Source organism: Bisbaumannia pacifica (genome assembly GCF_007989625.1).
GTDB lineage: Bacteria > Pseudomonadota > Gammaproteobacteria > Pseudomonadales > Halomonadaceae > Bisbaumannia > Bisbaumannia pacifica.
On the sequence record NZ_BJUK01000035.1, the window covers coordinates 15,001 to 38,030 of the forward strand.

At 63.2% G+C, this 23,030-nt stretch carries 21 protein-coding genes and 4 tRNA genes; all 25 read right to left on the reverse strand.

What is annotated here, in order from left to right:
- The 25 genes from rplV to HPA02_RS13620 all read right to left on the reverse strand — a co-directional run bounded on the left by rplV (position 1) and on the right by HPA02_RS13620 (position 22,707).
- Complete coding sequence (gene rplV, locus HPA02_RS13500; RefSeq protein WP_010626471.1) at positions 1-333, reverse strand: 50S ribosomal protein L22; 333 nt, start codon at positions 331-333, stop codon at positions 1-3.
- A gap of 18 nt (positions 334-351) precedes the next feature.
- Complete coding sequence (gene rpsS, locus HPA02_RS13505; RefSeq protein ID WP_146803730.1) at positions 352-627, reverse strand: 30S ribosomal protein S19; 276 nt, start codon at positions 625-627, stop codon at positions 352-354.
- A gap of 22 nt (positions 628-649) precedes the next feature.
- Positions 650-1,477: a 50S ribosomal protein L2 gene (gene rplB, locus HPA02_RS13510; RefSeq protein WP_146803731.1), complete on the reverse strand. Its 828-nt coding sequence runs from the start codon at positions 1,475-1,477 to the stop codon at positions 650-652.
- 17 nt (positions 1,478-1,494) lie between these two features.
- The gene (gene rplW / locus HPA02_RS13515; RefSeq protein ID WP_146803732.1) at positions 1,495-1,791 is read right to left on the reverse strand and encodes a 50S ribosomal protein L23; all 297 of its coding nucleotides are present in this window, start codon (positions 1,789-1,791) and stop codon (positions 1,495-1,497) included.
- Positions 1,788-2,393, reverse strand: a complete 606-nt coding sequence (rplD, locus tag HPA02_RS13520; RefSeq protein WP_146803733.1) for a 50S ribosomal protein L4 — start codon at positions 2,391-2,393, stop codon at positions 1,788-1,790. The genes rplW and rplD overlap by 4 nt, the downstream gene beginning before the upstream one ends.
- Positions 2,394-2,407: 14 nt before the next feature.
- Positions 2,408-3,046, reverse strand: coding sequence for a 50S ribosomal protein L3 (rplC, locus tag HPA02_RS13525; protein WP_146803734.1), 639 nt, complete (start codon positions 3,044-3,046; stop codon positions 2,408-2,410).
- Between the two features lie 151 nt (positions 3,047-3,197).
- On the reverse strand, positions 3,198-3,509 hold the full coding sequence (gene rpsJ, locus HPA02_RS13530; RefSeq protein ID WP_134846622.1) for a 30S ribosomal protein S10: 312 nt from the start codon (positions 3,507-3,509) through the stop codon (positions 3,198-3,200).
- Between the two features lie 162 nt (positions 3,510-3,671).
- A complete protein-coding gene (tuf, locus tag HPA02_RS13535) occupies positions 3,672-4,865 on the reverse strand; it encodes an elongation factor Tu (protein WP_146803735.1) in 1,194 nt (397 codons plus the stop codon).
- Between the two features lie 28 nt (positions 4,866-4,893).
- The gene (fusA, locus tag HPA02_RS13540; RefSeq protein WP_146803736.1) at positions 4,894-7,014 is read right to left on the reverse strand and encodes an elongation factor G; all 2,121 of its coding nucleotides are present in this window, start codon (positions 7,012-7,014) and stop codon (positions 4,894-4,896) included.
- A gap of 63 nt (positions 7,015-7,077) precedes the next feature.
- Positions 7,078-7,548 (reverse strand): 30S ribosomal protein S7, encoded by a 471-nt coding sequence (gene rpsG / locus HPA02_RS13545; RefSeq protein ID WP_146803737.1) that lies wholly within the window; start codon positions 7,546-7,548, stop codon positions 7,078-7,080.
- Between the two features lie 112 nt (positions 7,549-7,660).
- Positions 7,661-8,035 (reverse strand): 30S ribosomal protein S12, encoded by a 375-nt coding sequence (gene rpsL / locus HPA02_RS13550; protein WP_146803738.1) that lies wholly within the window; start codon positions 8,033-8,035, stop codon positions 7,661-7,663.
- 145 nt (positions 8,036-8,180) lie between these two features.
- Positions 8,181-12,401: a DNA-directed RNA polymerase subunit beta' gene (gene rpoC, locus HPA02_RS13555; protein ID WP_146803739.1), complete on the reverse strand. Its 4,221-nt coding sequence runs from the start codon at positions 12,399-12,401 to the stop codon at positions 8,181-8,183.
- Between the two features lie 91 nt (positions 12,402-12,492).
- The gene (gene rpoB, locus HPA02_RS13560) at positions 12,493-16,572 is read right to left on the reverse strand and encodes a DNA-directed RNA polymerase subunit beta (RefSeq protein WP_146803740.1); all 4,080 of its coding nucleotides are present in this window, start codon (positions 16,570-16,572) and stop codon (positions 12,493-12,495) included.
- 236 nt (positions 16,573-16,808) lie between these two features.
- Positions 16,809-17,180 carry a 50S ribosomal protein L7/L12 gene (gene rplL / locus HPA02_RS13565; RefSeq protein ID WP_146803741.1) on the reverse strand — a complete coding sequence of 124 codons (372 nt, stop codon included), beginning with the start codon at positions 17,178-17,180 and terminating at the stop codon, positions 16,809-16,811.
- A 96-nt stretch (positions 17,181-17,276) separates the two neighbouring features.
- Positions 17,277-17,780, reverse strand: a complete 504-nt coding sequence (gene rplJ, locus HPA02_RS13570; RefSeq protein ID WP_146803742.1) for a 50S ribosomal protein L10 — start codon at positions 17,778-17,780, stop codon at positions 17,277-17,279.
- A gap of 256 nt (positions 17,781-18,036) precedes the next feature.
- Positions 18,037-18,729 carry a 50S ribosomal protein L1 gene (gene rplA, locus HPA02_RS13575; RefSeq protein ID WP_146803743.1) on the reverse strand — a complete coding sequence of 231 codons (693 nt, stop codon included), beginning with the start codon at positions 18,727-18,729 and terminating at the stop codon, positions 18,037-18,039.
- A 2-nt stretch (positions 18,730-18,731) separates the two neighbouring features.
- Positions 18,732-19,163: a 50S ribosomal protein L11 gene (gene rplK / locus HPA02_RS13580; protein ID WP_146803744.1), complete on the reverse strand. Its 432-nt coding sequence runs from the start codon at positions 19,161-19,163 to the stop codon at positions 18,732-18,734.
- Positions 19,164-19,258: 95 nt separating this feature from the next.
- Positions 19,259-19,792: a transcription termination/antitermination protein NusG gene (nusG, locus tag HPA02_RS13585; RefSeq protein WP_146803745.1), complete on the reverse strand. Its 534-nt coding sequence runs from the start codon at positions 19,790-19,792 to the stop codon at positions 19,259-19,261.
- A gap of 8 nt (positions 19,793-19,800) precedes the next feature.
- A complete protein-coding gene (gene secE, locus HPA02_RS13590; protein WP_146803746.1) occupies positions 19,801-20,169 on the reverse strand; it encodes a preprotein translocase subunit SecE in 369 nt (122 codons plus the stop codon).
- A 73-nt stretch (positions 20,170-20,242) separates the two neighbouring features.
- A tRNA-Trp gene (locus tag HPA02_RS13595) sits at positions 20,243-20,318 on the reverse strand.
- 162 nt (positions 20,319-20,480) lie between these two features.
- Positions 20,481-20,555: transfer RNA gene (locus tag HPA02_RS13600), tRNA-Thr, on the reverse strand.
- A gap of 12 nt (positions 20,556-20,567) precedes the next feature.
- A tRNA-Gly gene (locus tag HPA02_RS13605) sits at positions 20,568-20,641 on the reverse strand.
- Between the two features lie 45 nt (positions 20,642-20,686).
- Positions 20,687-20,770: transfer RNA gene (locus HPA02_RS13610), tRNA-Tyr, on the reverse strand.
- A gap of 120 nt (positions 20,771-20,890) precedes the next feature.
- Positions 20,891-21,730: a type III pantothenate kinase gene (locus HPA02_RS13615; RefSeq protein ID WP_146803747.1), complete on the reverse strand. Its 840-nt coding sequence runs from the start codon at positions 21,728-21,730 to the stop codon at positions 20,891-20,893.
- Positions 21,727-22,707, reverse strand: a complete 981-nt coding sequence (locus HPA02_RS13620; RefSeq protein ID WP_146803748.1) for a biotin--[acetyl-CoA-carboxylase] ligase — start codon at positions 22,705-22,707, stop codon at positions 21,727-21,729. Before HPA02_RS13620 ends, HPA02_RS13615 begins: the two co-directional genes overlap by 4 nt.
- Between the last annotated feature and the right edge of the window lie 323 nt (positions 22,708-23,030).

Below are 23,030 nucleotides of genomic sequence, written 5' to 3' on the forward strand. Positions count from 1 at the left end.
CTACTTCTCGGCTACCTTGACGGTGATGTGGCAAGTGCGCTTCAAGATACGGTCCGCACGGCCCTTGGCCCGCGGCTTGATACGCTTGAGCGTCATGCCCTCATCGACACAGATGGTCGAGACACGCAGCTCGTCGATGTCCATGCCGTTGTTTTCTTCCGCATTCGCGATGGCGGACTGCAGCACCTTTTTGACCAGCTTGGCGGCCTTCTTCGGTGAGAAGGTCAGCAGGTCGAGTGCTTCGGCGACAGGCTTACCGCGCACCTGGTCAGCCACCAAACGGGCCTTCTGGGCGGATAAACGAGCGCCACGCAGCTTAGCAGTGACTTCCATCTCTCAATCCTCTCTGGCTTACCGTTTGGCTTTCTTGTCCGCCGCATGACCGCGATAAGTGCGGGTTGCAGCGAATTCGCCCAGCTTGTGGCCAACCATTTCCTCGGAGATGTGAACCGGGACGTGTTGGCGTCCGTTATGGACGGCAATGGTGAGCCCAACCATGTTCGGCAGGATCATGGAGCGACGCGACCAGGTCTTGATCGGTTTGCGGTCACTCTTCTCCACTGCAGCCTCAACCTTCTTCAGCAGATGAAGGTCAATAAAAGGACCTTTCTTCAGTGAACGTGGCACAGCCGTTACCCCTTAATGTCTGTTACTTGGCCTTGCGGCGACGAACGATCAGTGCGTCGGTGCGCTTGTTCTTGCGAGTCTTGTGACCCTTGGTGGGCACACCCCAGGGAGTGACCGGATGACGGCCACCGCTGGTGCGGCCTTCACCACCACCGTGGGGGTGATCCACCGGGTTCATGGCGACACCGCGAACCGTCGGACGCACGCCACGCCAGCGCTTGGCACCGGCCTTGCCCAGTTGACGCAGGCTATGCTCGGAGTTGCTCACCTCGCCCAGGGTGGCGCGGCACTCGGCCAGCACCTTGCGCATCTCGCCGGAGCGCAGACGCAGGGTGGCGTAGTTGCCTTCGCGAGCCACCAGCTGAGCGCTGGTACCGGCGCTGCGAGCGATCTGCGCACCCTTGCCCGGCTTCAGCTCGATGCAGTGCACCGTGGAGCCGAGCGGGATGTTGCGCAGCGGCAGGGCGTTGCCCTTCTTGATCGCCGCATTGACCCCAGACTCGAGGGTATCGCCGGCCTTCACGCCCTTGGGCGCGATGATGTAGCGACGCTCGCCGTCCAGGTACTTGAGCAGTGCGATATGAGCACTGCGGTTCGGATCGTATTCCAGGCGCTCGACGACGGCGGGAACGCCATCCTTGGTGCGCTTGAAATCGATCAGACGATAGTGCTGACGATGACCACCACCCACGTGACGGGTGGTGATGCGACCGTTGTTGTTGCGGCCACCGCTGCGAGACTTCTTCTCGAGCAGCGGGGCATAACCACGACCCTTGTGCAGCTCGTCGTTCACGACCTTGATCAGGTGACGACGACCGGCGGAGGTGGGTTTAGTCTTGACTACTGCCATGATCCGTGCTCCTGCCCTTATTCGGTGCCAGAGAAGTCTTCGAGCGTCTCGCCCGCGGCCAGGGTCACGTACGCCTTGCGGTAACCCTTACGCTGGCCGACGCCATGAGCGGTGCGCTTGGTCTTGCCCTTGACGTTCAGGACCTGCACACGGTCGACCTTCTTGCCGAACAGGGCCTGCACGGCCTTCTTGATTTCCGGCTTGGTCGCGTCGTCCGCCACCTTGAACACGTATTGGTTGCGTTCGGCAGCGAAGGCGGCTTTCTCGGTCATGTGCGGACCGAGCAGAACCTTGAATACACGCTCCTGGTTCATGCCAGCTTCTCCTCGAATTTGCGCAGGGCGGAAACGGTAGCCAGCACCTTATCGAAGGCGACCAGGCTCACCGGGTCGGCGGCAGCCACGTCCACCACATCCACGTTGGGGATGTTGCGGGCGGCCAGGTACAGGTTCTCGTCGACCTCTTCGGTGACGATCAGCACCTTCTCCAGCCCCAGCTCGCCGAGCTTGGCGACCAGCTGCTTGGTCTTGGGCGCGTCGACGGCAAACTCTTCGACGGCCACCAGGCGCTCCTGACGGACCAGCTCGGAGAGGATGGAGCGCATGGCCGCGCGGTACATCTTGCGGTTGACCTTCTGGGTGTAGTCCTGGGGACGCGCCGCGAAGGTCACGCCACCACTACGCCACAGCGGAGAACGGATGGTACCGGCACGGGCACGACCGGTGCCCTTCTGACGCCACGGCTTCTTGCCGCCGCCACGCACGTCGGAGCGGTTCTTCTGGGCGCGAGTGCCCTGACGACCACCGGCCAGATAGGCGGTGACCACCTGGTGAACCAGCGCTTCGTTGAATTCTTTGCCAAAGGTGACGTCGGACACTTCGACGGTGCCGGCGCCGGCAGCAAGATTCAGATTCATCGGTGTTATCCCCTTCAGCCAGCTTTCACGGCACTGCGCACGATGACGTCACTACCGGTGGCACCGGGCACGGCGCCCTTGACCAGCAGCAGGTTACGTTCGGCGTCGACACGGACGACTTCCAGGCTCTGCACGGTAGAGCGCGCGTTGCCCATCTGGCCGGCCATCTTCTTGCCCTTGAAGACGCGACCCGGGGTCTGGCACATGCCGATGGAACCCGGTGCACGGTGGGAAAGAGAGTTGCCGTGGCTGTTGTCCTGGGTGCGGAAGTTCCAGCGCTTGACGGCGCCCTGGAAGCCCTTACCCTTGGAGGTGCCGGTCACGTCGATCTTCTGACCAGCTTCGAAGAGGGATACGGTGAGTTCGCCGCCCACTTCCGGAGCCTCATCGCCTTCGGCGAGGCGGAACTCCATCAGGGTACGGCCGGCCTCGACACCCGCCTTAGCGAATTGACCCGCCTGGGCTTTGGTGAGGTGCTTGGCCTTGCGGGAGCCGGTAGTCACCTGAACCGCGGCGTAGCCGTCGACATCGACGGACTTGACGCGAGTCACGCGGTTAGGCTCAACCTCGATCACGGTTACTGGCACGGAAGCGCCATCTTCGGTAAAGACGCGGGTCATACCGGCCTTCTTACCGAGCAAACCGATAGTCATGTTCAGTCTCCTAATAGTGTACGGGGCTATCACCCGCTATGGCTGCCCTTTCCAGAGCATTCCACTAGCACATTGTGTGACGCCATCCCGGCGTGGCGGCTGCTGCCTAAACGAATTCGCTAGGCGCTGGGCCGCAGTGACTAGTGAGGTCTTAGTCGAGTTTGATCTGCACGTCCACGCCGGCGGCGAGGTCGAGCTTCATCAGTGCGTCGACGGTCTTTTCAGTGGGTTCGACGATGTCGAGCACACGCTTGTGAGTGCGAATCTCGTACTGGTCGCGCGCGTCCTTGTTGACGTGCGGCGAGATCAGCACGGTATAGCGCTCACGGTTGGTCGGCAGCGGGATCGGACCGCGCACCTGAGCACCAGTACGCTTGGCGGTCTCAACGATCTCCGCCGTGGACTGGTCGATCAGGCGATGGTCGAACGCCTTCAACCGAATGCGAATCTTCTGGTTCTGCATTAGCCCTAAACTCCAATGGAAGTCGACGGCAGTTGCCGCCTACCTACGCATTCAAAGGATGCGCATTATAGGCATGGCCGCCACCAGAGTCAAACACTGGAAGCGGCATGCGCAGAAAGGGGGCTCCTGGAGGAGCCCCCTTCGATCATCGAGCGATCAAGCTTACTCGACGATCTTGGCCACGACGCCGGCGCCGACGGTACGACCGCCTTCGCGGATGGCGAAGCGCAGGCCGTCTTCCATGGCGATCGGGGCGATCAGGGTGACAACCATCTTGACGTTGTCGCCCGGCATGACCATTTCGACGCCTTCCGGCAGTTCACAGGTACCGGTCACGTCGGTGGTACGGAAGTAGAACTGCGGACGGTAGCCCTTGAAGAACGGAGTGTGACGACCACCCTCGTCCTTGGACAGCACATACACTTCCGCCTCGAACTTGGTGTGCGGAGTGATGGAGCCCGGCTTGGCCAGAACCTGACCACGCTCGACGTCGTCACGCTTGGTGCCGCGCAGCAGGGCGCCGACGTTCTCACCGGCACGACCTTCGTCGAGCAGCTTGCGGAACATCTCGACACCGGTAACGGTGGTCTTGGTGGTGTCCTTGATACCGACGATCTCGATCTCTTCGCCGGCCTTGACGATGCCGCGCTCGATACGACCGGTCACCACGGTACCGCGACCGGAGATGGAGAACACGTCCTCGATCGGCATCAGGAACGGCTGGTCGATGGCACGCTCCGGCTCCGGGATGTAGTCATCCAGGGCCTTGATCAGGTTGGCAACGGCGGTGGTACCCATGCCGTTGTCGTCCTTGCCTTCCAGGGCCATCAGCGCGGAGCCGATGATGATCGGGGTGTCGTCGCCCGGGAAGTCGTACTCGTTGAGGAGCTCACGCACTTCCATTTCGACCAGCTCGAGCAGCTCTTCGTCGTCGACCATGTCGGCCTTGTTCAGGAACACGACGATGTACGGCACGCCGACCTGACGAGACAGCAGGATGTGCTCGCGAGTCTGCGGCATGGGACCGTCGGCGGCGGAACAGACCAGGATAGCGCCGTCCATCTGGGCAGCACCGGTGATCATGTTCTTGACGTAGTCGGCGTGCCCCGGGCAGTCGACGTGAGCGTAGTGACGCTCTTCGGACTGGTACTCGACGTGAGCGGTAGAGATGGTGATACCGCGCTCACGCTCTTCCGGAGCGTTGTCGATGGAGTCGAAGGCACGAGCGTCGCCACCGAACACCTCGGCGGACACGCGGGTCAGGGCCGCGGTCAGGGTGGTCTTGCCGTGGTCAACGTGACCGATGGTGCCGACGTTTACGTGCGGTTTGGAACGTTCGAATTTTTCCTTAGCCACTGCTATAACCTCTTTCGTTAGCTAACGGTTAACTTTTCTGGTTGATGACGGCTTCTACGACGCTGGAGGGCGCCTCGTCGTACTTCGCAAACTCCATGGAGTAGCTTGCACGGCCCTGGGTTTGAGAACGCAGGTCGGTCGCATAACCGAACATCTCGCCCAGCGGCACCATTGCGCGGATGATCTTACCGGAGGAAGAGTCATCCATGCCCTGCACCAGACCGCGACGACGGTTCAGGTCGCCCATGACGTCACCCATGAAATCCTCGGGGGTCACGACTTCGACCTTCATCATCGGCTCTAGCAGCACGGCCTTGGCCTTCTTGGCCCCTTCCTTGATCGCCATGGAGGCGGCGACCTTGAACGCGGTCTCGTTGGAGTCCACGTCATGGTAGGAACCATCGAACAGCGTGACCTTGACGTCGATCATCGGGTAGCCCGCGATGACACCGTTCTGCAGCTGCTCATAGGCCCCTTTCTCGACGGCCGGTACGTATTCCTTGGGTACCACACCGCCGACGATCTCGGAGGCGAACTTGAAGTGCATTTCTTCGTCGTCGCCCTTGTCCGCTTCGGTGAGCGGCTCGATGCGCAGCACCACGTGACCGAACTGACCGCGACCACCGGACTGACGCACGAACTTGCCTTCCTGCTCGACGCTGGCACGGATGGTCTCGCGGTAGGCCACCTGCGGCTTACCGATATTGGCTTCCACCTTGAACTCGCGACGCATGCGGTCGACGAGGATGTCCAGGTGCAGCTCACCCATACCGGAGATAATGGTCTGACCGGTCTCTTCGTCGGTCTTGACGCGGAAGGAGGGGTCTTCCTGGGCCAGCTTGCCCAGCGCCACGCCCATCTTCTCCTGGTCGGCCTTGGACTTCGGCTCCACGGCCACGGAGATCACCGGCTCCGGGAATTCCATGCGCTCGAGAACGATCTTGTTGTTCAGGTCGCACAGGGTATCACCGGTGGTGACGTCTTTGAGACCGATACAGGCGGCGATATCGCCGGCCAGTACCTCTTTGATCTCTTCGCGGGAGTTGGCGTGCATCTGCACGATACGGCCGACCCGCTCTTTCTTCTGCTTGACCGAGTTGAACACGCTGTCGCCGGAGTTCAGGACCCCGGAGTAGACGCGGATAAAGGTCAGGGTGCCGACGAAGGGATCGGTGGCGATCTTGAAGGCCAGCGCCGAGAAGGGGGCGCTGTCGTCCGCCTCACGGGTGGCGATGGTGCCGTCCTTGTCGTCCAGCTCACCCTCGATGGCCTTGACCTCGGTGGGAGACGGCATGTACTCGACCACGGCGTCCAGCACCGCCTGCACGCCCTTGTTCTTGAAGGCGGAGCCGCAGGTGACCAGGATGATCTCGTTGTCGAGGGTACGACGACGCAGGCCGGCCTTGATCTCTTCCTTGGTCAGCTCACCGCCTTCCAGGTACTTGTCCATCAGCTCTTCGGAGGCCTCGGCGGCCGCCTCGACCATCTGCTCGCGATACTCCTCGGCCTTGGCCTGGAGCTCGGCGGGAATGTCGACGAGGTCATAGGTCGTACCCATGTCGTCTTCGTTCCACAGGATGGCCTTCATCTCGATCAGGTCGATGACGCCCTTGAACTCGTCCTCGGTGCCCCAGTTGATCTGGATCGGCACGGCATTGGCGCCCAGGCGATCCTTGAGCTGGTCGACGACCATGAAGAAGTCGGCGCCGGCGCGGTCCATCTTGTTGACGAACACCATGCGCGGCACTTCGTACTTGTCGGCCTGACGCCAGACGGTCTCGGTCTGCGGTTGTACGCCGGAGGAGGCGCACAGCACCACGACGGCACCGTCGAGAACCCGCAGGGAACGCTCCACCTCGATGGTGAAGTCGACGTGCCCCGGGGTGTCGATGATGTTGATGCGGTGCTCATCGAACTGGTGGTTCATGCCCTTCCAGAAGGTAGTCACAGCCGCGGAGGTGATGGTGATACCCCGCTCCTGCTCCTGCTCCATCCAGTCGGTAGTAGAGGCACCGTCGTGGGTCTCGCCCAGCTTGTGGTTGACCCCGGTGTAGAACAACACCCGCTCGGTGGTGGTGGTCTTGCCGGCGTCGACGTGGGCACAGATCCCGATATTGCGATAGCGATTGAGTGGTGTCTTGCGTGCCACGGTGAAATTCCCCGTTGGTTGGAGGCGCCCGACGGACGAGCGCCTCGTGTGTAGAAGCGCGCCTTAGAAACGGTAGTGGGAGAAGGCCTTGTTGGCTTCTGCCATGCGGTGCACGTCTTCACGCTTCTTCACCGCGGAACCCTTGCCTTCGGCGGCATCCAGCATCTCACCAGCCAGACGCTGCACCATGGTCTTTTCGCCACGGTTACGGGCCGCATCCACCAGCCAACGCATGGCCAGGGCCTGACGACGGGAAGGACGCACCTCCACCGGCACCTGATAGGTCGCACCACCGACGCGGCGCGACTTCACTTCGACCATCGGCTGGATGGTTTCCAGCGCCTTGTCGAAGATCTCCAGCGGCTCTTCTTTACTACGCTCGGCAACCGTGTCCAACGCACCATAGACGATGCGCTCAGCTGTGGACTTCTTGCCGCTGATCATCAGGTGGTTCATGAACTTCGCCAGACGCTCACTTCCGAATTTCGGATCCGGCAGGATTTCGCGCTTAGCGGCAACTCTTCTTCTAGGCATGATAAGCCCTCGTTAAGGGGTCCTTCAGGTAAACCCGAGACTGGCACCGAGGGTGACGCTCGACCTTACTCTTATCAGACCAATGCAATTCGGGTGAAAACGTCGACCGGCCTTAGGCCTTGGGACGCTTGGCGCCGTACTTGGAACGGCCCTGCTTACGGTTCTGCACGCCGGAGGTGTCCAGGGCGCCGCGAACGGTGTGATAACGCACACCCGGCAAATCCTTGACACGGCCGCCACGAATCAGGACCACGGAGTGCTCCTGCAGGTTGTGGCCTTCACCGCCGATGTAAGAAGTGACCTCGTAGCCGTTGGTCAGGCGCACACGGCAGACCTTACGCAGGGCCGAGTTCGGCTTCTTCGGGGTGGTGGTGTAGACGCGGGTGCAGACGCCGCGCTTCTGCGGGCAGGCCTGCAGCGCCGGCACGTCGCTCTTGGCGACAGGGCGCTTGCGCGGCTTGCGCACGAGCTGATTGATCGTTGCCATAGTCTGTAGCTGACTCCAATGGTTGCCTTGCCTTCCAATAGTGGCACGGGCGCACCCACCCCACTATTAAAGGCTGCGAATTCTACTGCTTCCCGGCGAGGCCAGTCAAGGCCGCCACCCCGCGAAGAGTGGCGGCCCCGCGACCTCAGATCTCGTCGTCGTCGGCGTCGAGGGCGGTGAGCTGGGCGCCCAGCTCCTGCTCGACGTCGAAGGCCGACGGGTGGAGCATGCGCTCGGCGTCTTCACGCTTGCGCTTGCGTTCCGCATGGTGGGTGAGGCCGGTACCGGCCGGGATCAGTCGACCCACCACCACGTTCTCTTTCAGGCCGCGCAGGTAATCGCGCTTGCCGGTCACGGCCGCCTCGGTCAGCACCCGCGTAGTCTCCTGGAAGGAGGCCGCGGAGATGAACGACTCGGTGGCCAGGCTGGCCTTGGTGATACCCAGCAGCAGGCGCTCGTACTTGGCCGGGAACTTGTCGTCCTGGGCCAGGCGAGCGTTCTCCTCCAGCACCCGTACCAGTTCCACCTGGTCGCCGGTGATAAAGCTGGAGTCGCCGGCATCGGTGATCTCTACCTTGCGCAGCATCTGACGCACGATGACTTCGATGTGCTTGTCGTTGATGCCCACGCCCTGCAGGCGGTAGACCTCCTGGACCTCGGCGGTGATGTACTTGGCCAGCTCCGCCACGCCCAGCAGACGCAGGATATCGTGGGGGTTGCTGGGACCGTCGGAGATCACCTCGCCCTTCTCCACGGTCTCGCCTTCGAAGACCGCGATCTGACGCCACTTGGGAATCAGCATCTCGAAGGGATCGCCGCCACCCTCGGGGGTGATGGTCAGGCGCCGCTTGCCCTTGGTCTCCTTTCCGAAGGTCACCACGCCGCTGATCTCGGCGAGGATCGACGGCTCCTTCGGCTTACGCGCCTCGAAGAGGTCGGCGACCCGCGGCAGACCCCCGGTGATGTCCTTGTTGCCGGACGCCTCGACCGGAATACGCGCGACCACCTCGCCCACGCCGATGGTGGCACCGTTCTCGGTGTTGACGATGGCGTTACCGGGCAGCAGGTACTGCACCGGGGTATTGGAGCCCGGCAGGCAGACGTGCTCGCCACCGGCCCCGGTGAGCATGATCATCGGGCGCTTGTCGCGACCGGCCTGCGGACGCGCCGCGGACTCGATCACCTCGATGGAGGAGAGGCCGGTCATCTCGTCCACCGTACGGTGGATGGTGATGCCCTCTTCCATGTCGATGTACTGGGCCTGACCCTCGGCCTCGGCGACGATGGGGTGGGTGTGCGGATCCCACTTGGCCACGGCCTGACCGGCGTCGACGGCATCGCCGTCCTTGACGGAGAGCTCGGCGCCGTAGGGCAGCTTGTAGTACTCGCGCTCACGACCGTGCTCGTCGGCCACCGCCAGGGCACTGGAGCGGGACACCACCACCAGCTTGCCGTCGCTGCGTTCCACCGACTTGATGTTGTGCAGGCGCACTCGGCCGCCATGCTTGACCTGGACGCTATCCACCGCGGAGGCCCGGGAGGCCGCACCACCGATGTGGAAGGTCCGCATGGTCAGCTGGGTACCCGGCTCACCGATCGACTGGGCGGCGATGACACCCACCGCCTCGCCGATATTGGCCTGATGGCCACGCGCCAGGTCGCGACCGTAACAGGCGGAGCAGACGCCGTGGGCCGTCTCGCAGGAGATGGAGCTGCGCACCACGATCTCGTCGACGCCCATGGTGTCGAGCTGCTCGCACCATTTCTCGTCGAGCAGGGTGCCGCGCGGAATCAGCACCTCGTCGCTGACCGGGTCGACCACGTCCTGGGCCACCACCCGGCCCAGCACCCGCTGCGCCAGGGAGACGATGATATCGCCACCCTCGATGATCGGGTGCAGGGTCAGGCCTTCCTCGGTGCCACAGTCGGACTCGGTGATCACCAGATCCTGGGCGACGTCGACCAGGCGCCGGGTCAGGTAACCGGAGTTGGCGGTCTTGAGGGCCGTATCCGCCAGACCCTTACGGGCACCGTGGGTGGAGATGAAGTACTGGAGTACGTTCAGGCCCTCACGGAAGTTGGCGACGATCGGCGTCTCGATGATCGAGCCGTCCGGCTTGGCCATCAGGCCACGCATCCCCGCCAGCTGACGGATCTGGGCGGCACTACCCCGGGCCCCGGAGTCGGCCATGATAAAGACGCTGTTGAAGGAGTCCTGCTCGACCTCGTTACCCTCGCGGTCGATCACGGTCTCCTTGGAGATGCCCGCCATCATCGCCTTGGCCACCTTGTCGTTGGCCTTGGACCAGATGTCGATCACCTTGTTGTACTTCTCGCCGGCGGTGACGAGGCCCGAGGAGAACTGGTCCTCGATCTCCTTCACCTCTTCCTCGGCGGCATCCACGATGGCCTTCTTGGCCTCGGGGATAACGAAGTCGTTGACGCCGATGGAGGCCCCGGACCAGGTGGCCATGCGGAAGCCGGTGTACATCAGCTGGTCGGCGAAGATCACCGCGTCCTTGAGACCGGCGCGACGATAGACCTCGTTGAGCAGCTTGGAGATCGCCTTCTTCTTCATCGGCTGATCGACCAGCTCGAAGGGCACGCCCTTGGGCAGGATACGGAACAGCAGCGCCCGACCCACGGTGGTGTCGAAGATCGACTGCTTCTCGATCAGCTCGCCACCCTCTTCCTCGGCCAGATGCTCGGTCAGGCGCACCTTGACCTTGGCGTGCAGGGCGACCTTCTCGGCGCCGAAGGCACGCTCGACCTCGGCCAGGTTGGCGAAGGCCATGCCCTCGCCCTTGGCGTTGATCTTCTCGCGGGTCATGTAATACAGACCCAGCACCACGTCCTGGGACGGCACGATGATCGGCTCGCCGTTGGCCGGCGACAGCACGTTGTTGGTGGCCATCATCAGCGCGCGGGCTTCGAGCTGCGCTTCCAGGGTCAGCGGCACGTGCACGGCCATCTGGTCGCCGTCGAAGTCGGCGTTGTAGGCGGCACACACCAGCGGGTGCAGCTGGATCGCCTTACCCTCGATCAGCAGCGGCTCGAAGGCCTGGATGCCCAGGCGGTGCAGGGTCGGCGCGCGGTTGAGCAGCACCGGGTGCTCGCGGATGACGTCGGCGAGGATATCCCACACCTCGGGCAGCTCGCGCTCGACCATCTTCTTGGCGGCCTTGATGGTCGAGGCGTAACCCTGGGACTGCAGCTTGGAGTAGATGAACGGCTTGAACAGCTCCAGCGCCATCTTCTTCGGCAGGCCGCACTGGTGCAGGCGCAGGGTCGGGCCCACGGTGATCACCGAGCGGCCGGAGTAGTCGACGCGCTTGCCCAGCAGGTTCTGACGGAAGCGACCCTGCTTGCCCTTGATCATATCGGCCAGGGACTTCAGCGGGCGCTTGTTGGAGCCGGTGATGGCGCGGCCGCGGCGACCGTTGTCGAGCAGCGCATCCACCGACTCCTGCAGCATGCGCTTCTCGTTGCGCACGATGATGTCCGGCGCATTGAGATCGAGCAGCCGCTTGAGGCGGTTGTTGCGGTTGATCACCCGACGATAGAGATCGTTGAGGTCGGACGTCGCGAAGCGACCGCCGTCCAGGGGTACCAGCGGACGCAGGTCCGGCGGCAGCACCGGCAGCACTTCCATGACCATCCAGGCCGGATCATTGCCCGACTTGTGGAAGGCCTCCAGCAGCTTGAGGCGCTTGGAGAGCTTCTTGATCTTGGTCTCGGAATTGGTCTGCGGGATCTCCTCGCGCAGGCGATTGATCTCTTCTTCCAGATCGATATCGGTCAGCAGGGCCTGGACGGCCTCGGCACCCATGCGGGCGTCGAAGTCGTCACCGAACTCCTCGAGGGCCTCGAAGTACTGCTCGTCGTTGAGCAGCTGGCCACGCTCGAGGGTGGTCATGCCCGGATCGATGACCACGAAGCTTTCGAAGTAGAGCACCCGCTCGATATCGCGCAGGGTCATGTCCAGGAACATGCCGATACGCGACGGCAGGGACTTGAGGAACCAGATATGCGCGACCGGACTGGCCAGCTCGATATGGCCCATGCGCTCGCGGCGCACGGCGGCCTTGGTGACCTCGACGCCGCACTTCTCGCAGATGATGCCGCGATGCTTCATGCGCTTGTACTTGCCGCACAGGCACTCGTAATCCTTCACCGGGCCGAAGATCTTGGCGCAGAACAGGCCATCCCGCTCCGGCTTGAAGGTACGATAGTTGATGGTCTCCGGCTTCTTGACCTCGCCGAAGGACCAGGAGCGGATCATGTCCGGGGACGCGAGCGTGATCTTGATCGCGTCGAACTCGTCGGACTGTGACTGCGATTTGAGGACTTTCACCAAATCTTTCATGGGTCGGCTCCGTTGCGGAGTTGTCATGGGCGGGGGCCGAAGCCCCCGCGGACCGTCATTCTGTGAAGCGCTTGACTAGCGGCGTGGCCGCCTAGCTCTCCAGCTCGATATCGATACCCAGGGAGCGGATCTCCTTCACCAGCACGTTGAAGGATTCCGGCATGCCCGCCTGCATGGTGTGGTCGCCGTCCACGATGTTCTTGTACATCTTGGTACGACCTTCCACGTCGTCGGACTTGACCGTGAGCATCTCCTGGAGGGTGTAGGCGGCGCCGTAGGCTTCCAGGGCCCAGACCTCCATCTCACCGAAGCGCTGACCACCGAACTGCGCCTTGCCGCCCAGCGGCTGCTGGGTGACCAGGGAGTAGGAGCCGGTGGAACGCGCGTGCATCTTGTCATCCACCAGGTGGTTGAGCTTGAGCATGTACATGTAACCGACGGTCACCGGACGGTCGAAGGCGTCGCCGGTACGGCCATCATAGAGGGTCATCTGACCGGAATCCGGCAGGTCCGCCAGCGTCAGCAGGTGCTTGATCTCGGTCTCCTCGGCACCATCGAACACCGGCGAGGCCATGGGCACGCCCGCCTTGAGGTTCTTGGCCAGGGCGATGACCTCCTCGTCGGACAGCGACTCGATGTCCTCGACCCGGGTGCTAGAGGCAGTGTTGTAGACCTGCCCCAGGAAATCACGGATCTCGGCCACCTGCTGGTCGCGGGCGTCGCGCAGCATGTGCTCGATCTTCACCCCGAGGCCACGGGCGGCCATGCCCAGGTGGGTCTCGAGGATCTGACCGACGTTCATCCGCGACGGTACGCCCAGCGGGTTGAGGACCACGTCCACCGACTCGCCGTTGGCGTCGAAGGGCATGTCCTCGATCGGCATGATCGCCGAGATCACACCCTTGTTACCGTGACGACCGGCCATCTTGTCGCCCGGCTGGATGCGACGCTTCACCGCCAGGTAGACCTTGACGATCTTCAGCACGCCCGGCGCCAGATCATCGCCCTGGGTGAGCTTGCGCTTCTTGTCCTCGAAACGCTCGTCCATCTCCTTGCGACGATTCTCCAGCTGCTCGTCGGCCTGGGCCAGCAGCTCGTTGAGGGCCTCGTCCTGCAGGCGCAGCTTGAACCACTGCTGACGCGGCAGCTCCTCGAGGTACTCCTCGGAGAGCACGTCGTCCTTCTTCAGTTTGGGCCCACCATTGACGGCTTGGCCAGTCAGGGTGCGCTTGAGGCGCTCGAAGGTGGCATCCTCGGCGATGCGGTAGGTCTCCTGGAGATCCTTGCGCACCTCATCGAGCTGCATCTGCTCGATGGACAGGGCCCGGGAGTCCTTCTCCACGCCGTCGCGGGTGAACACCTGGACGTCGATGACGGTGCCCTTCATGCCGGTGGGGGCACGCAGGGAGGTGTCCTTCACGTCGGAGGCCTTCTCGCCGAAGATCGCCCGCAGCAGCTTCTCTTCCGGGGTCAGCTGGGTCTCGCCCTTGGGGGTGACCTTACCGACCAGGATATCGCCCGGGCCCACCTCGGCGCCGATATAGACGACACCCGCCTCGTCCAGCTTGGCCAGCGCCGACTCACCCACATTGGGGATATCGGAGGTGATCTCCTCGGCACCCAGCTTGGTGTCGCGGGAGACGCAGGTCAGCTCCTGGATATGGATGGTGGTGAAGCGATCTTCCTGCACCACGCGCTCCGAGACCAGGATGGAGTCCTCGAAGTTGTAGCCGTTCCAGGGCATGAAGGCGATACGCATGTTCTGACCCAGGGCCAGGTCGCCCATGTCCACGGAGGGACCGTCGGCGAGGATATCGCCACGCGCCACCTGGTCACCGGGGCGCACGATGGGGCGCTGGTTCATGCAGGTGTTCTGGTTGGAACGCACGTACTTGGTGAGGTTGTAGATATCGACGCCGGCCTCGCCGCCGATGATCTCGTCCTCGTTGATGCGCACCACGATGCGCTTGGCATCGACGGAGTCGATCACCCCGCCGCGCCGCGCCACGGCACAGACGCCGGAGTCGCGGGCCACGAAGCGCTCCATGCCGGTACCCACCAGGGGCTTGTCGGCACGCAGGGTCGGCACCGCCTGGCGCTGCATGTTCGCCCCCATCAGGGCGCGGTTGGCGTCATCGTGCTCGAGGAACGGGATCAGCGCCGCGGCCACGGAGACCACCTGGCGCGGCGAGACGTCCATCAGGGTCACCTGCTCGGGACGCATGAAGGTGGTCTCGCCCTTGTGGCGGACCTGTACCAGGTCATCGACCAGCTTGCCGTTCTCGTCGACGGTGGCGGAGGCCTGGGCGATAACGAAGTCGCCCTCCTCGATAGCGGAGAGATGCACCACGTCGTCGGTCACCTGAGCGCCCACCACCTTGCGATACGGCGTCTCGAGGAAGCCGTAGCTGTTGGTGTGGCTGTAGGTGGCCAGGGAGTTGATCAGGCCGATGTTCGGCCCTTCCGGGGTCTCGATCGGGCACAGGCGGCCGTAGTGGGTGGCGTGAACGTCACGCACCTCGAAGCCGGCTCGCTCGCGGGTCAGGCCGCCCGGGCCAAGCGCGGAGACGCGGCGCTTGTGGGTGACCTCGGAGAGTGGGTTGTTCTGATCCATGAACTGGGAGAGCTGGCTGGAACCGAAGAACTCCTTGACCGCCGCGGCGACGGGCTTGGCGTTGATCAGGTCCTGGGGCATCAGGCCCTCGCTCTCGGCCATGGAGAGACGCTCCTTGACCGCGCGCTCGACCCGCACCAGGCCCACCCGGAACTGGTTCTCGGCCATCTCGCCCACGCAACGGATACGCCGGTTGCCCAGGTGGTCGATGTCGTCCACCTCACCGAAGCCGTTACGGATATTGATCAGCTCTTTCAGCACATCGAGGATGTCGTCACGGCCCAGCACGCCAGCGCCGGTATCGCTGTCACGACGCAGGCGGCGGTTGAACTTCATGCGCCCGACCCCGGAGAGGTCGTAACGATCCTCGGTGAAGAAGAGGTTGTGGAACAGGGTCTCGGCGGCCTCCTTGGTGGGCGGCTCGCCGGGACGCATCATGCGGTAGATCTCGACCAGGGCCTCGAGCTGGGTCCGGGTGGTATCCAGCTTGATGGTGTCGGAGATAAAGGACCCGCAGTCGAGATCGTTGGTGTAGAGGGTCTCGAGGCGGGTGATACCGGCCTGGCCCAGCTTCTCGAGCAGGTCCGGGGTAATCTCGGTGTTGCACTCGCAGATCAGCTCGCCGGTATTGGGGTCGACCTGATCCTTGGCCAGGGTCTTGCCGAAGAGGTAGTCCATCGGCACGTCGAGGCGCTCGAGACCGGCCTTCTCCATCTGACGGATATGCTTCTGGGTGATGCGGCGCCCTTCCTCGACGATCAGGCTGCCATCGGCATCCTTGATGTCGAAGGTAGCGGTCTCACCGCGCAGGCGCGACGGCACCAGCTCCACGGAGAAGCCGGACTTCTCGATATGGAAGGTACTGGTATCGAAGAAGGTATCGAGGATCTCCTCGGTGCTCATGCCCAGGGCGCGCAGCAGCACCGACGCCGGCAGCTTGCGGCGACGGTCGATACGCACATAGACGTTGTCCTTGGGATCGAACTCGAAGTCGAGCCAGGAGCCGCGGTAGGGAATCACCCGTGCCGAGTAGAGCAGCTTGCCGGAGGAGTGGCTCTTGCCCTTGTCATGGTCGAAGAAGACACCCGGCGAGCGGTGCAGCTGGGAAACGATGACCCGCTCGGTACCATTGACGACGAAGGTACCGTTCTCGGTCATCAGGGGGATCTCCCCCATGTAGACTTCCTGCTCCTTGATGTCCTTGATGGCCTTGTTCGCCGACTCCTTGTCGTAGATGATCAGGCGAACCTTGACCCGCAGCGGCGCCGAGTAGGTGACGCCACGCAGCTGACACTCCTTGACGTCGAAGGCCGGCGTACCGAAACGGTAGCTGACGTACTCGAGGGCGGCGTTGCCGGAGAAGCTCTCGATCGGGAAGACGGACTTGAAGGCGGCATGCAGGCCGACTTCCATCCGCTCTTCTGGCGAACGGTCCTGCTGGAGGAAGTCGTAGTAGGAATCAAGCTGGATGGCCAGCAGGTAGGGCACATCCATCACTTGGGGCAGTTTGCCGAAATCCTTGCGGATGCGTTTTTTCTCAGTGTATGAGTAAGCCATCTGTATTCCCCAGCTTGTTCACCATGGGTGACCGATGCGAATCGGCGCCACCCGACGGTAGCGGCTCCGTCAGGCGCTGACGGCAAGCCCCCGGAGGAGGGCTCGCCGTCGGAATTCGGCTAGCGGCGGCGGCAGAGCAGCGGCCGGCTAGTGACAACAGAAAAAGGCCGGCAGCGGGTGACCCGCCACCAGCCGTGGAAGCTTACGCAGCGCGTGAAGCCATGGAAATCAAGGGATTACTTGAGTTCCACGGAAGCGCCGGCTTCTTCCAGCTTGGTCTTGGCCGCTTCGGCGTCTTCCTTGGACATGGCTTCCTTGATGGTCGCCGGTGCGCCGTCGACGGCACCCTTGGCTTCCTTCAGGCCCAGGCCAGTGATTTCGCGAACGACCTTGATCACGTTGACCTTCTTCTCGCCGGCAGAGGTCAGCACCAGGTCGAATTCGGTCTGCTCTTCGGCGGCGGCGGCTTCGCCACCGGCCGGACCAGCCACGACGGCAGCAGCGGCGGAGACGCCGAACTTCTCTTCCATCGCTTCGATCAGCTCGACGACTTCCATCACGGACATGTCGGCGACGGCGTTGATGATGTCTTCTTTGGTCAGTGCCATTGTCAAATTCCTAGACTTTGCGGGAATCCCGTACCCCAGGGGGTCCGAGGACTCGAGGGTTCAGTATAAGTCGCGTATCGGCCGAAAGAGGCGCCCTTAGGCGGCTGCTTCCTGCTTCTGGTCGCGCAGTGCAGCCAGGGTGCGGACCAGTTTGCCGGCGGAAGCTTCCTTCATCACCGACATCAGCTTGGCGATCGCTTCATCGTACGTCGGCAGGGTCGCCAGACGGTCGATATCGGCAGCCGGGATCAGCTCGCCTTCGTAGGCCAGCGCCTTGACTTCGAAGTTCTTCTCCTCTTTGGCGAACTCCTTGAACAGACGGGCGGCGGCGCCCGGGTGCTCGGTGGAGAAAGCCAGCAGGGTCGGACCCACGAAGCTGTCGTTCAGGCACTCCCAGGGAGTACCGTCCAGGGCGCGACGTGCCAGGGTGTTGCGCACAACACGGATCTGCACGCCATTCTCGCGGGCCTGCTTGCGCAGGTCGGTCATCTTACTGACCGCGACGCCACGAGAATCGGCAACGACGACGGAGAGAGCATCCTTGGCGGCTTCACTGACCTCGGCAACAATTGCCTTCTTGCCTTCGAGAGCTAGTGCCACTGTGTTCACTCCTTCGTGCCGGGAATCTGCGATGCGGGCATCGCATCCCGGGGGTTACCATCTCCCCCGCGCCTGTTGGCGCGGGGGTCTTGGGCGATGGTGCACACCAGCGGACTGGCGGCCACACCATCTGCGCAGGCATCCCTAGGGGAAGATTAAGCCGCCCACCGGAGTGGACGGCGCCTGCGGTCTTTGACGGTGCCCCGCCCGGCATGAATCCGTGCACGGGGACCGCAAAGTTCTTGCCTGTCGGCGATCACACCAGCGCGGCGTGATCGACGGTGATGCCCGGGCCCATGGTGGTGGACAGGGTCATCTTCTTGAAATACACACCCTTGGAAGTGCTCGGCTTGAGCTTCTTCAGGTCGGCGACCAGCGCTTCCAGGTTGCCCTTGATGGCGGCCGCATCGAAGTCAACCTTGCCCAGGGTGGTGTGGATGATACCGTTCTTGTCGGTACGGAAACGCACCTGACCGGCCTTGGCGTTCTTGACGGCGGTGGCCACGTCCGGGGTCACGGTGCCGACCTTGGGGTTCGGCATCAGGCCGCGTGGACCGAGGATCTGGCCCAGCTGACCGACGACGCGCATGGCATCCGGCGAGGCGATGACCACGTCGAAGTCGAGCTGGCCTTTCTTGACCTGCTCGGCCAGGTCGTCCATGCCGACGATATCGGCACCGGCTTCCTTGGCGGCATCGGCGTTGGCACCCTGGGTAAAGACGGCAACGCGCACGTCCTTGCCGGTACCATTGGGCATAACGGTGGCGCCACGCACGACCTGGTCGGATTTACGCGGATCGACGCCGAGGTTGATGGCGACGTCCAGGGACTCCTTGAACTTGACGGTGGACAGCTCGGCGAGCAGGGCCACGGCCTCTTCCAGGGAGTAGACCTTGGTGGAGTCGACCTTCTCGTTGATCAGCTGAGCGCGCTTGGACAATTTAGCCATGATCAGAGACCCTCCACGTTCAGGCCCATGCTGCGGGCGCTACCGGCGATGGTACGCACAGCGGCGTCGAGATCGGCAGCCGTCAGATCCGGCTCCTTGGTCTTGGCGATCTCTTCGAGCTGCTCACGGGTCACGGTGCCGACCTTCTTCTTGTTCGGCTCACCGGAGCCGGACTTGATGCCAGCGGCCTTCTTCAGCAGGATCGCCGCGGGCGGCGTCTTGGTGACGAAGGTGAAGCTGCGGTCGGAATAGACGGTGATCACCACGGGAGTGGGCAGACCCGGCTCGATTTCCTGGGTCGCGGCGTTGAACGCCTTACAGAACTCCATGATGTTCACGCCGTGCTGACCCAGGGCCGGGCCGACGGGGGGACTCGGGTTGGCCTTACCAGCTGCGACCTGCAGCTTGATGTAAGCCTGTACTTTCTTGGCCATGATGGACTCCAGTTGGGTGGTAGCGCCTTGCGGCTCCCCGGTTAGCGAGCCGCCTAGCGGCTCGAGATACGACTAAATACGACTGAGGCCGAGCGTTACTCTTTCTCGACCTGGGAAAATTCCAGCTCGACAGGCGTGGCGCGCCCGAAGATCAGCACGCTGACCTGGAGGCGACTCTTGTCGTAGTTGACCTCTTCGACCACGCCATTGAAGTCGGCGAAGGGGCCATCGATGACGCGCACCGACTGCCCCGGCTCGAACATGGTCTTGGGACGCGGTTTGTCGGTACCGTCTTGGACGCGACGCAGGATGGCGTCTGCTTCCTTCTGAGTGATCGGCGCCGGCTTCTCCTTGGTGCCACCGATAAAGCCCATGACTCGCGGCGTCTCGTTGACCAGGTGCCATGTCGCGTCATTCATCTCCATCTCGACCAGCACATAGCCGGGATAGAACTTGCGCTCGCTCTTGCGGCGCTTGCCGTCACGCATCTCGACGACTTCTTCGGTGGGCACGAGGATCTCGCCAAACCCTTCCTCCATGCCATACATCTTCACGCGCTCCTTCAGGGAGCGCATGACATGCTTCTCGAAGCCGGAGTAGGCGTGAACGACATACCAACGCTTGGACATGGAAACTCCTAACCGATGACGCCGGACATTGCCCAGCCAAGAAGGGTATCGATCAGCCACAGCATCAGACCCACCACCAGCACGGCCACCAGCACGATGGCGGTGGTCTGCACGGTTTCGGGGCGGGTCGGCCAGACGACGCGCTGAATCTCTTTCTTCGCATTCTTGGCCAGCTCGGCGAGGTCACGACCCTTGGTGGTCGTCAGGGCGAGTGCGGCGGCACCCACGCCAAGCACCACCACGCCCAGGACACGGTAGAGCAGGGCCTGATCGGCAAAGTAGGAATTACCAACGACGGCAACGACCAACAGCGCGACGACAGCCGCCCACTTGAGCCCGTCGTGGCGCGACTCCTGCACCTCGGCGTTATGTTTCATCAAAACGTGACTCCTCAGGGTGCAGCGATCGTAACGTGAAATTTGTCTTGAGGTAAGCCAGCCTGGGGAAGACTGGCAGGCCAGGAGGGAATCGAACCCCCAACCTGCGGTTTTGGAGACCGCTGCTCTGCCAATTGAGCTACTGGCCTGTATCAACTTCCTGCACCATCACAACCCTTTGCGGGCCACTCAGGGCACAGCGGGCGCCATAGTAGCGGAAAAGCCTCCGCCTGACAACCCCATTCGCACGATGCCGAAAAAGCCTTCGACACAAAGAGAAAATGCGAGCCTCTCGACTCGCCTTTTCAAAGTGGAGCTCATGGACGGATTTGAACCGTCGACCTCACCCTTACCAAGGGTGTGCTCTACCCCTGAGCTACATGAGCCTAAACCTTGCCTGGAGCGGGCAGCGGGGATCGAACCCGCATCATCAGCTTGGAAGGCTGAGGTTCTACCATTGAACTATGCCCGCCTACCCACTCTTGCTATCGCCCCGCCTTGACGAGGCGACCCAAACTGGTGGAGGGGGAAGGATTCGAACCTTCGAAGCTTTCGCGGCAGATTTACAGTCTGCTCCCTTTGGCCACTCGGGAACCCCTCCAGCTGGCGAAGCATTTTACCTGCCTCAGCAACGGTGTCAAGCCTTATCTTTCAGTGGCTTGGCATCATCCATCAGCACTCGGCGAGGGGGATGTGTTGCCCTGGAACGCGGCGCATTGTGTCAAAGCAGGGTGGAGAATGCAAGCCCCGCCCGAATTTTTTCCAAGGCCGCCGGCGCCGGCACCCGGGGCGCCCCCGACAGACGCCCCGCCCGCTCGGCCGCGGTCAGTGGAAAGCAGGCCTCCAGTCCGCCATAGACCATATCGGGCCAGACCGCATGGGGCACCCGCAGCCCCCGGGAGACCACCCGCGCGTCCCCGCCGGTCAGCAGCAAGGGCAGGGCCACCCCCTCCCGATCACAGACCTCGGCATAGATGCGATTGACGGCGCTTACCGCGGCCATATAGATACCGTGATTGACCGCCTCCACGGTATTCTTGCCCGGGGCCAGCAGCTCGTCCGCCTCGCTGTCCGGATCGATGGCCACGTTACGCGTCCCCAGCTTGAGGCTCTCCTTCATCAGCCTCAGCCCAGGCAGAATATATCCCCCCAGGTGACAGCCGCCCGGCAGCACGAAGTCCACGGTAATGGCACTACCGCAATCCACCACGCAGCACCCCCCCGCCAGATGGTAACCCGCCAGGGTGCCCAGCCAGCGATCGACGCCCAGGCGCCACGGCTCCTCGTAACCGTTGGTGACCCCCAGGGCCTCGGCGGTCGAGCGCGCCACATGGACCGAGACCACGCGACGCCGCAGCAGCGCCACCGTCTCCTCCAGTACCGCCTTACGCGCCACGCTCGAGATGCGTACCGACCGCACTACGTCCAGGTCGGGAATATCCGACCCGGGACGCCACTCCTCCCGGGTCCAGAGGGCACCCCGCGAGCGGATCTCGCTGCTCAGGGTATCCTTGAGGCGCCACTTGGACAGGGTATTACCGATATCCAGATCGAGAATCATGGGCGACCACGCACGCTGATCTCGCCCCCGGCCAGCCACCGCGACTCATCGCCGCAGCGCACCTGCAGATGGCCGGCCTCGTCGACCCCTCGGGCGACTCCCCGGTAACTCTGATTACCCTGGACCACCTCCACCTCCCGATCGGCATGGGCGTGACGCGCATTCCAGGCGGCCTGCCAGGCCACGAAGCCACGTGCCTCGAAGCCCTGCATCAGCTCCAGGAGGCCGCCAATCAACGCCGCCGCCAGAGCATTGCGGGAGACCCCCGGCACCTGATCCGCCACCGCGCCCACCGGCTGATCGACGGCCTCACGCATGGCCGGGGGCAGGAAGACATTGAGGCCGATACCGATCACCACCTCGCAGGGGCCCTCCAAGTCCCCCTGCACCTCCAAGAGGATGCCGGCAAGCTTCTGGTGCCCCTCGTCGGTGACCAGCAGCACATCATTGGGCCACTTCAGGGCGACTCGGACGCCTTCATGCTCCAGCACCTCCGCGAGCACCACCCCCACGGCCAGGCTCAACCCCTCCAGGGCGGCCACGCCGTTCTCGAAGCGCCACCCCAGGGAGAGCAGCAAGCCGCGCCCCCAGGGGCTCACCCAGTGCCGCCCGCGCCGCCCACGACCGGCCGACTGGCTCTCGGCCAGGCACACCTCGCCGTGACCGGCCCCCTGAGCAAAGCGTTCGCGCAGGAAGGCGTTCGTGGAATCGAGCGCCTCCTCGACGAACAGCCGGTTCAGGGCGGGACGACTCTGCGAGTCGAGCCGCGAGACGATTCCGGCGCCTTCGAGCAGCTCGACCGGCTCCCCTAGCCGGTAGCCCAGCCCCTTGACCGCCTCCAGTGGAATGCCCAGGGCCTCCAGCTTCTTCAGCTGCTTCCAGACCGCCGTGCGCGACACCCCGAGACGCTCCCCCAACTGCTCGCCGGAATGGAAGTCCCCATCGCTCATCAGGCGAATCAGGTCACCAATGGTCATCTTAAGGCCCCTGCGGCAAAAGGCTCATTCTAGCGGAAGGCATCCGACCCCGTGAATCATGCCGACCAAAGTGGCAGCTCCTGTAGTCCTGCTCCCTGCCCCATTCCGCTTATCACCCCTCCCGATACCTCGAGACCGAGGGTGCCGGATACGAAAAAACCCCGACCATCTGATGATCGGGGTTTTCTCTGCATAAGTGCCTGACGATGGTCGCACCTGGCTCCGGGACTCTCGCATGGGGGTGAGACCGCCCGGCCCTTCGTGGCACCGCCACGAGGGCGGTCGAACGCCCCGAGCCGGCGAGGGGCCGGACCGCGACGCTG

What these genes read in the sequence shown, in the direction of transcription:
- rplV (WP_010626471.1), bottom strand. Translation starts at nt 333, where the DNA reads ATGGAAGTCACTGCTAAGCTGCGTGGCGCTCGTTTATCCGCCCAGAAG.
- rplB (WP_146803731.1), bottom strand. Translation starts at nt 1,477, where the DNA reads ATGGCAGTAGTCAAGACTAAACCCACCTCCGCCGGTCGTCGTCACCTG.
- rplW (WP_146803732.1), bottom strand. Translation starts at nt 1,791, where the DNA reads ATGAACCAGGAGCGTGTATTCAAGGTTCTGCTCGGTCCGCACATGACC.
- rplD (WP_146803733.1), bottom strand. Translation starts at nt 2,393, where the DNA reads ATGAATCTGAATCTTGCTGCCGGCGCCGGCACCGTCGAAGTGTCCGAC.
- rplC (WP_146803734.1), bottom strand. Translation starts at nt 3,046, where the DNA reads ATGACTATCGGTTTGCTCGGTAAGAAGGCCGGTATGACCCGCGTCTTT.
- rpsJ (WP_134846622.1), bottom strand. Translation starts at nt 3,509, where the DNA reads ATGCAGAACCAGAAGATTCGCATTCGGTTGAAGGCGTTCGACCATCGC.
- rpsG (WP_146803737.1), bottom strand. Translation starts at nt 7,548, where the DNA reads ATGCCTAGAAGAAGAGTTGCCGCTAAGCGCGAAATCCTGCCGGATCCG.
- rpsL (WP_146803738.1), bottom strand. Translation starts at nt 8,035, where the DNA reads ATGGCAACGATCAATCAGCTCGTGCGCAAGCCGCGCAAGCGCCCTGTC.
- rpoC (WP_146803739.1), bottom strand. Translation starts at nt 12,401, where the DNA reads ATGAAAGATTTGGTGAAAGTCCTCAAATCGCAGTCACAGTCCGACGAG.
- rpoB (WP_146803740.1), bottom strand. Translation starts at nt 16,572, where the DNA reads ATGGCTTACTCATACACTGAGAAAAAACGCATCCGCAAGGATTTCGGC.
- rplL (WP_146803741.1), bottom strand. Translation starts at nt 17,180, where the DNA reads ATGGCACTGACCAAAGAAGACATCATCAACGCCGTCGCCGACATGTCC.
- rplA (WP_146803743.1), bottom strand. Translation starts at nt 18,729, where the DNA reads ATGGCTAAATTGTCCAAGCGCGCTCAGCTGATCAACGAGAAGGTCGAC.
- rplK (WP_146803744.1), bottom strand. Translation starts at nt 19,163, where the DNA reads ATGGCCAAGAAAGTACAGGCTTACATCAAGCTGCAGGTCGCAGCTGGT.
- nusG (WP_146803745.1), bottom strand. Translation starts at nt 19,792, where the DNA reads ATGTCCAAGCGTTGGTATGTCGTTCACGCCTACTCCGGCTTCGAGAAG.
- secE (WP_146803746.1), bottom strand. Translation starts at nt 20,169, where the DNA reads ATGAAACATAACGCCGAGGTGCAGGAGTCGCGCCACGACGGGCTCAAG.
- HPA02_RS13615 (WP_146803747.1), bottom strand. Translation starts at nt 21,730, where the DNA reads ATGATTCTCGATCTGGATATCGGTAATACCCTGTCCAAGTGGCGCCTC.
- HPA02_RS13620 (WP_146803748.1), bottom strand. Translation starts at nt 22,707, where the DNA reads ATGACCATTGGTGACCTGATTCGCCTGATGAGCGATGGGGACTTCCAT.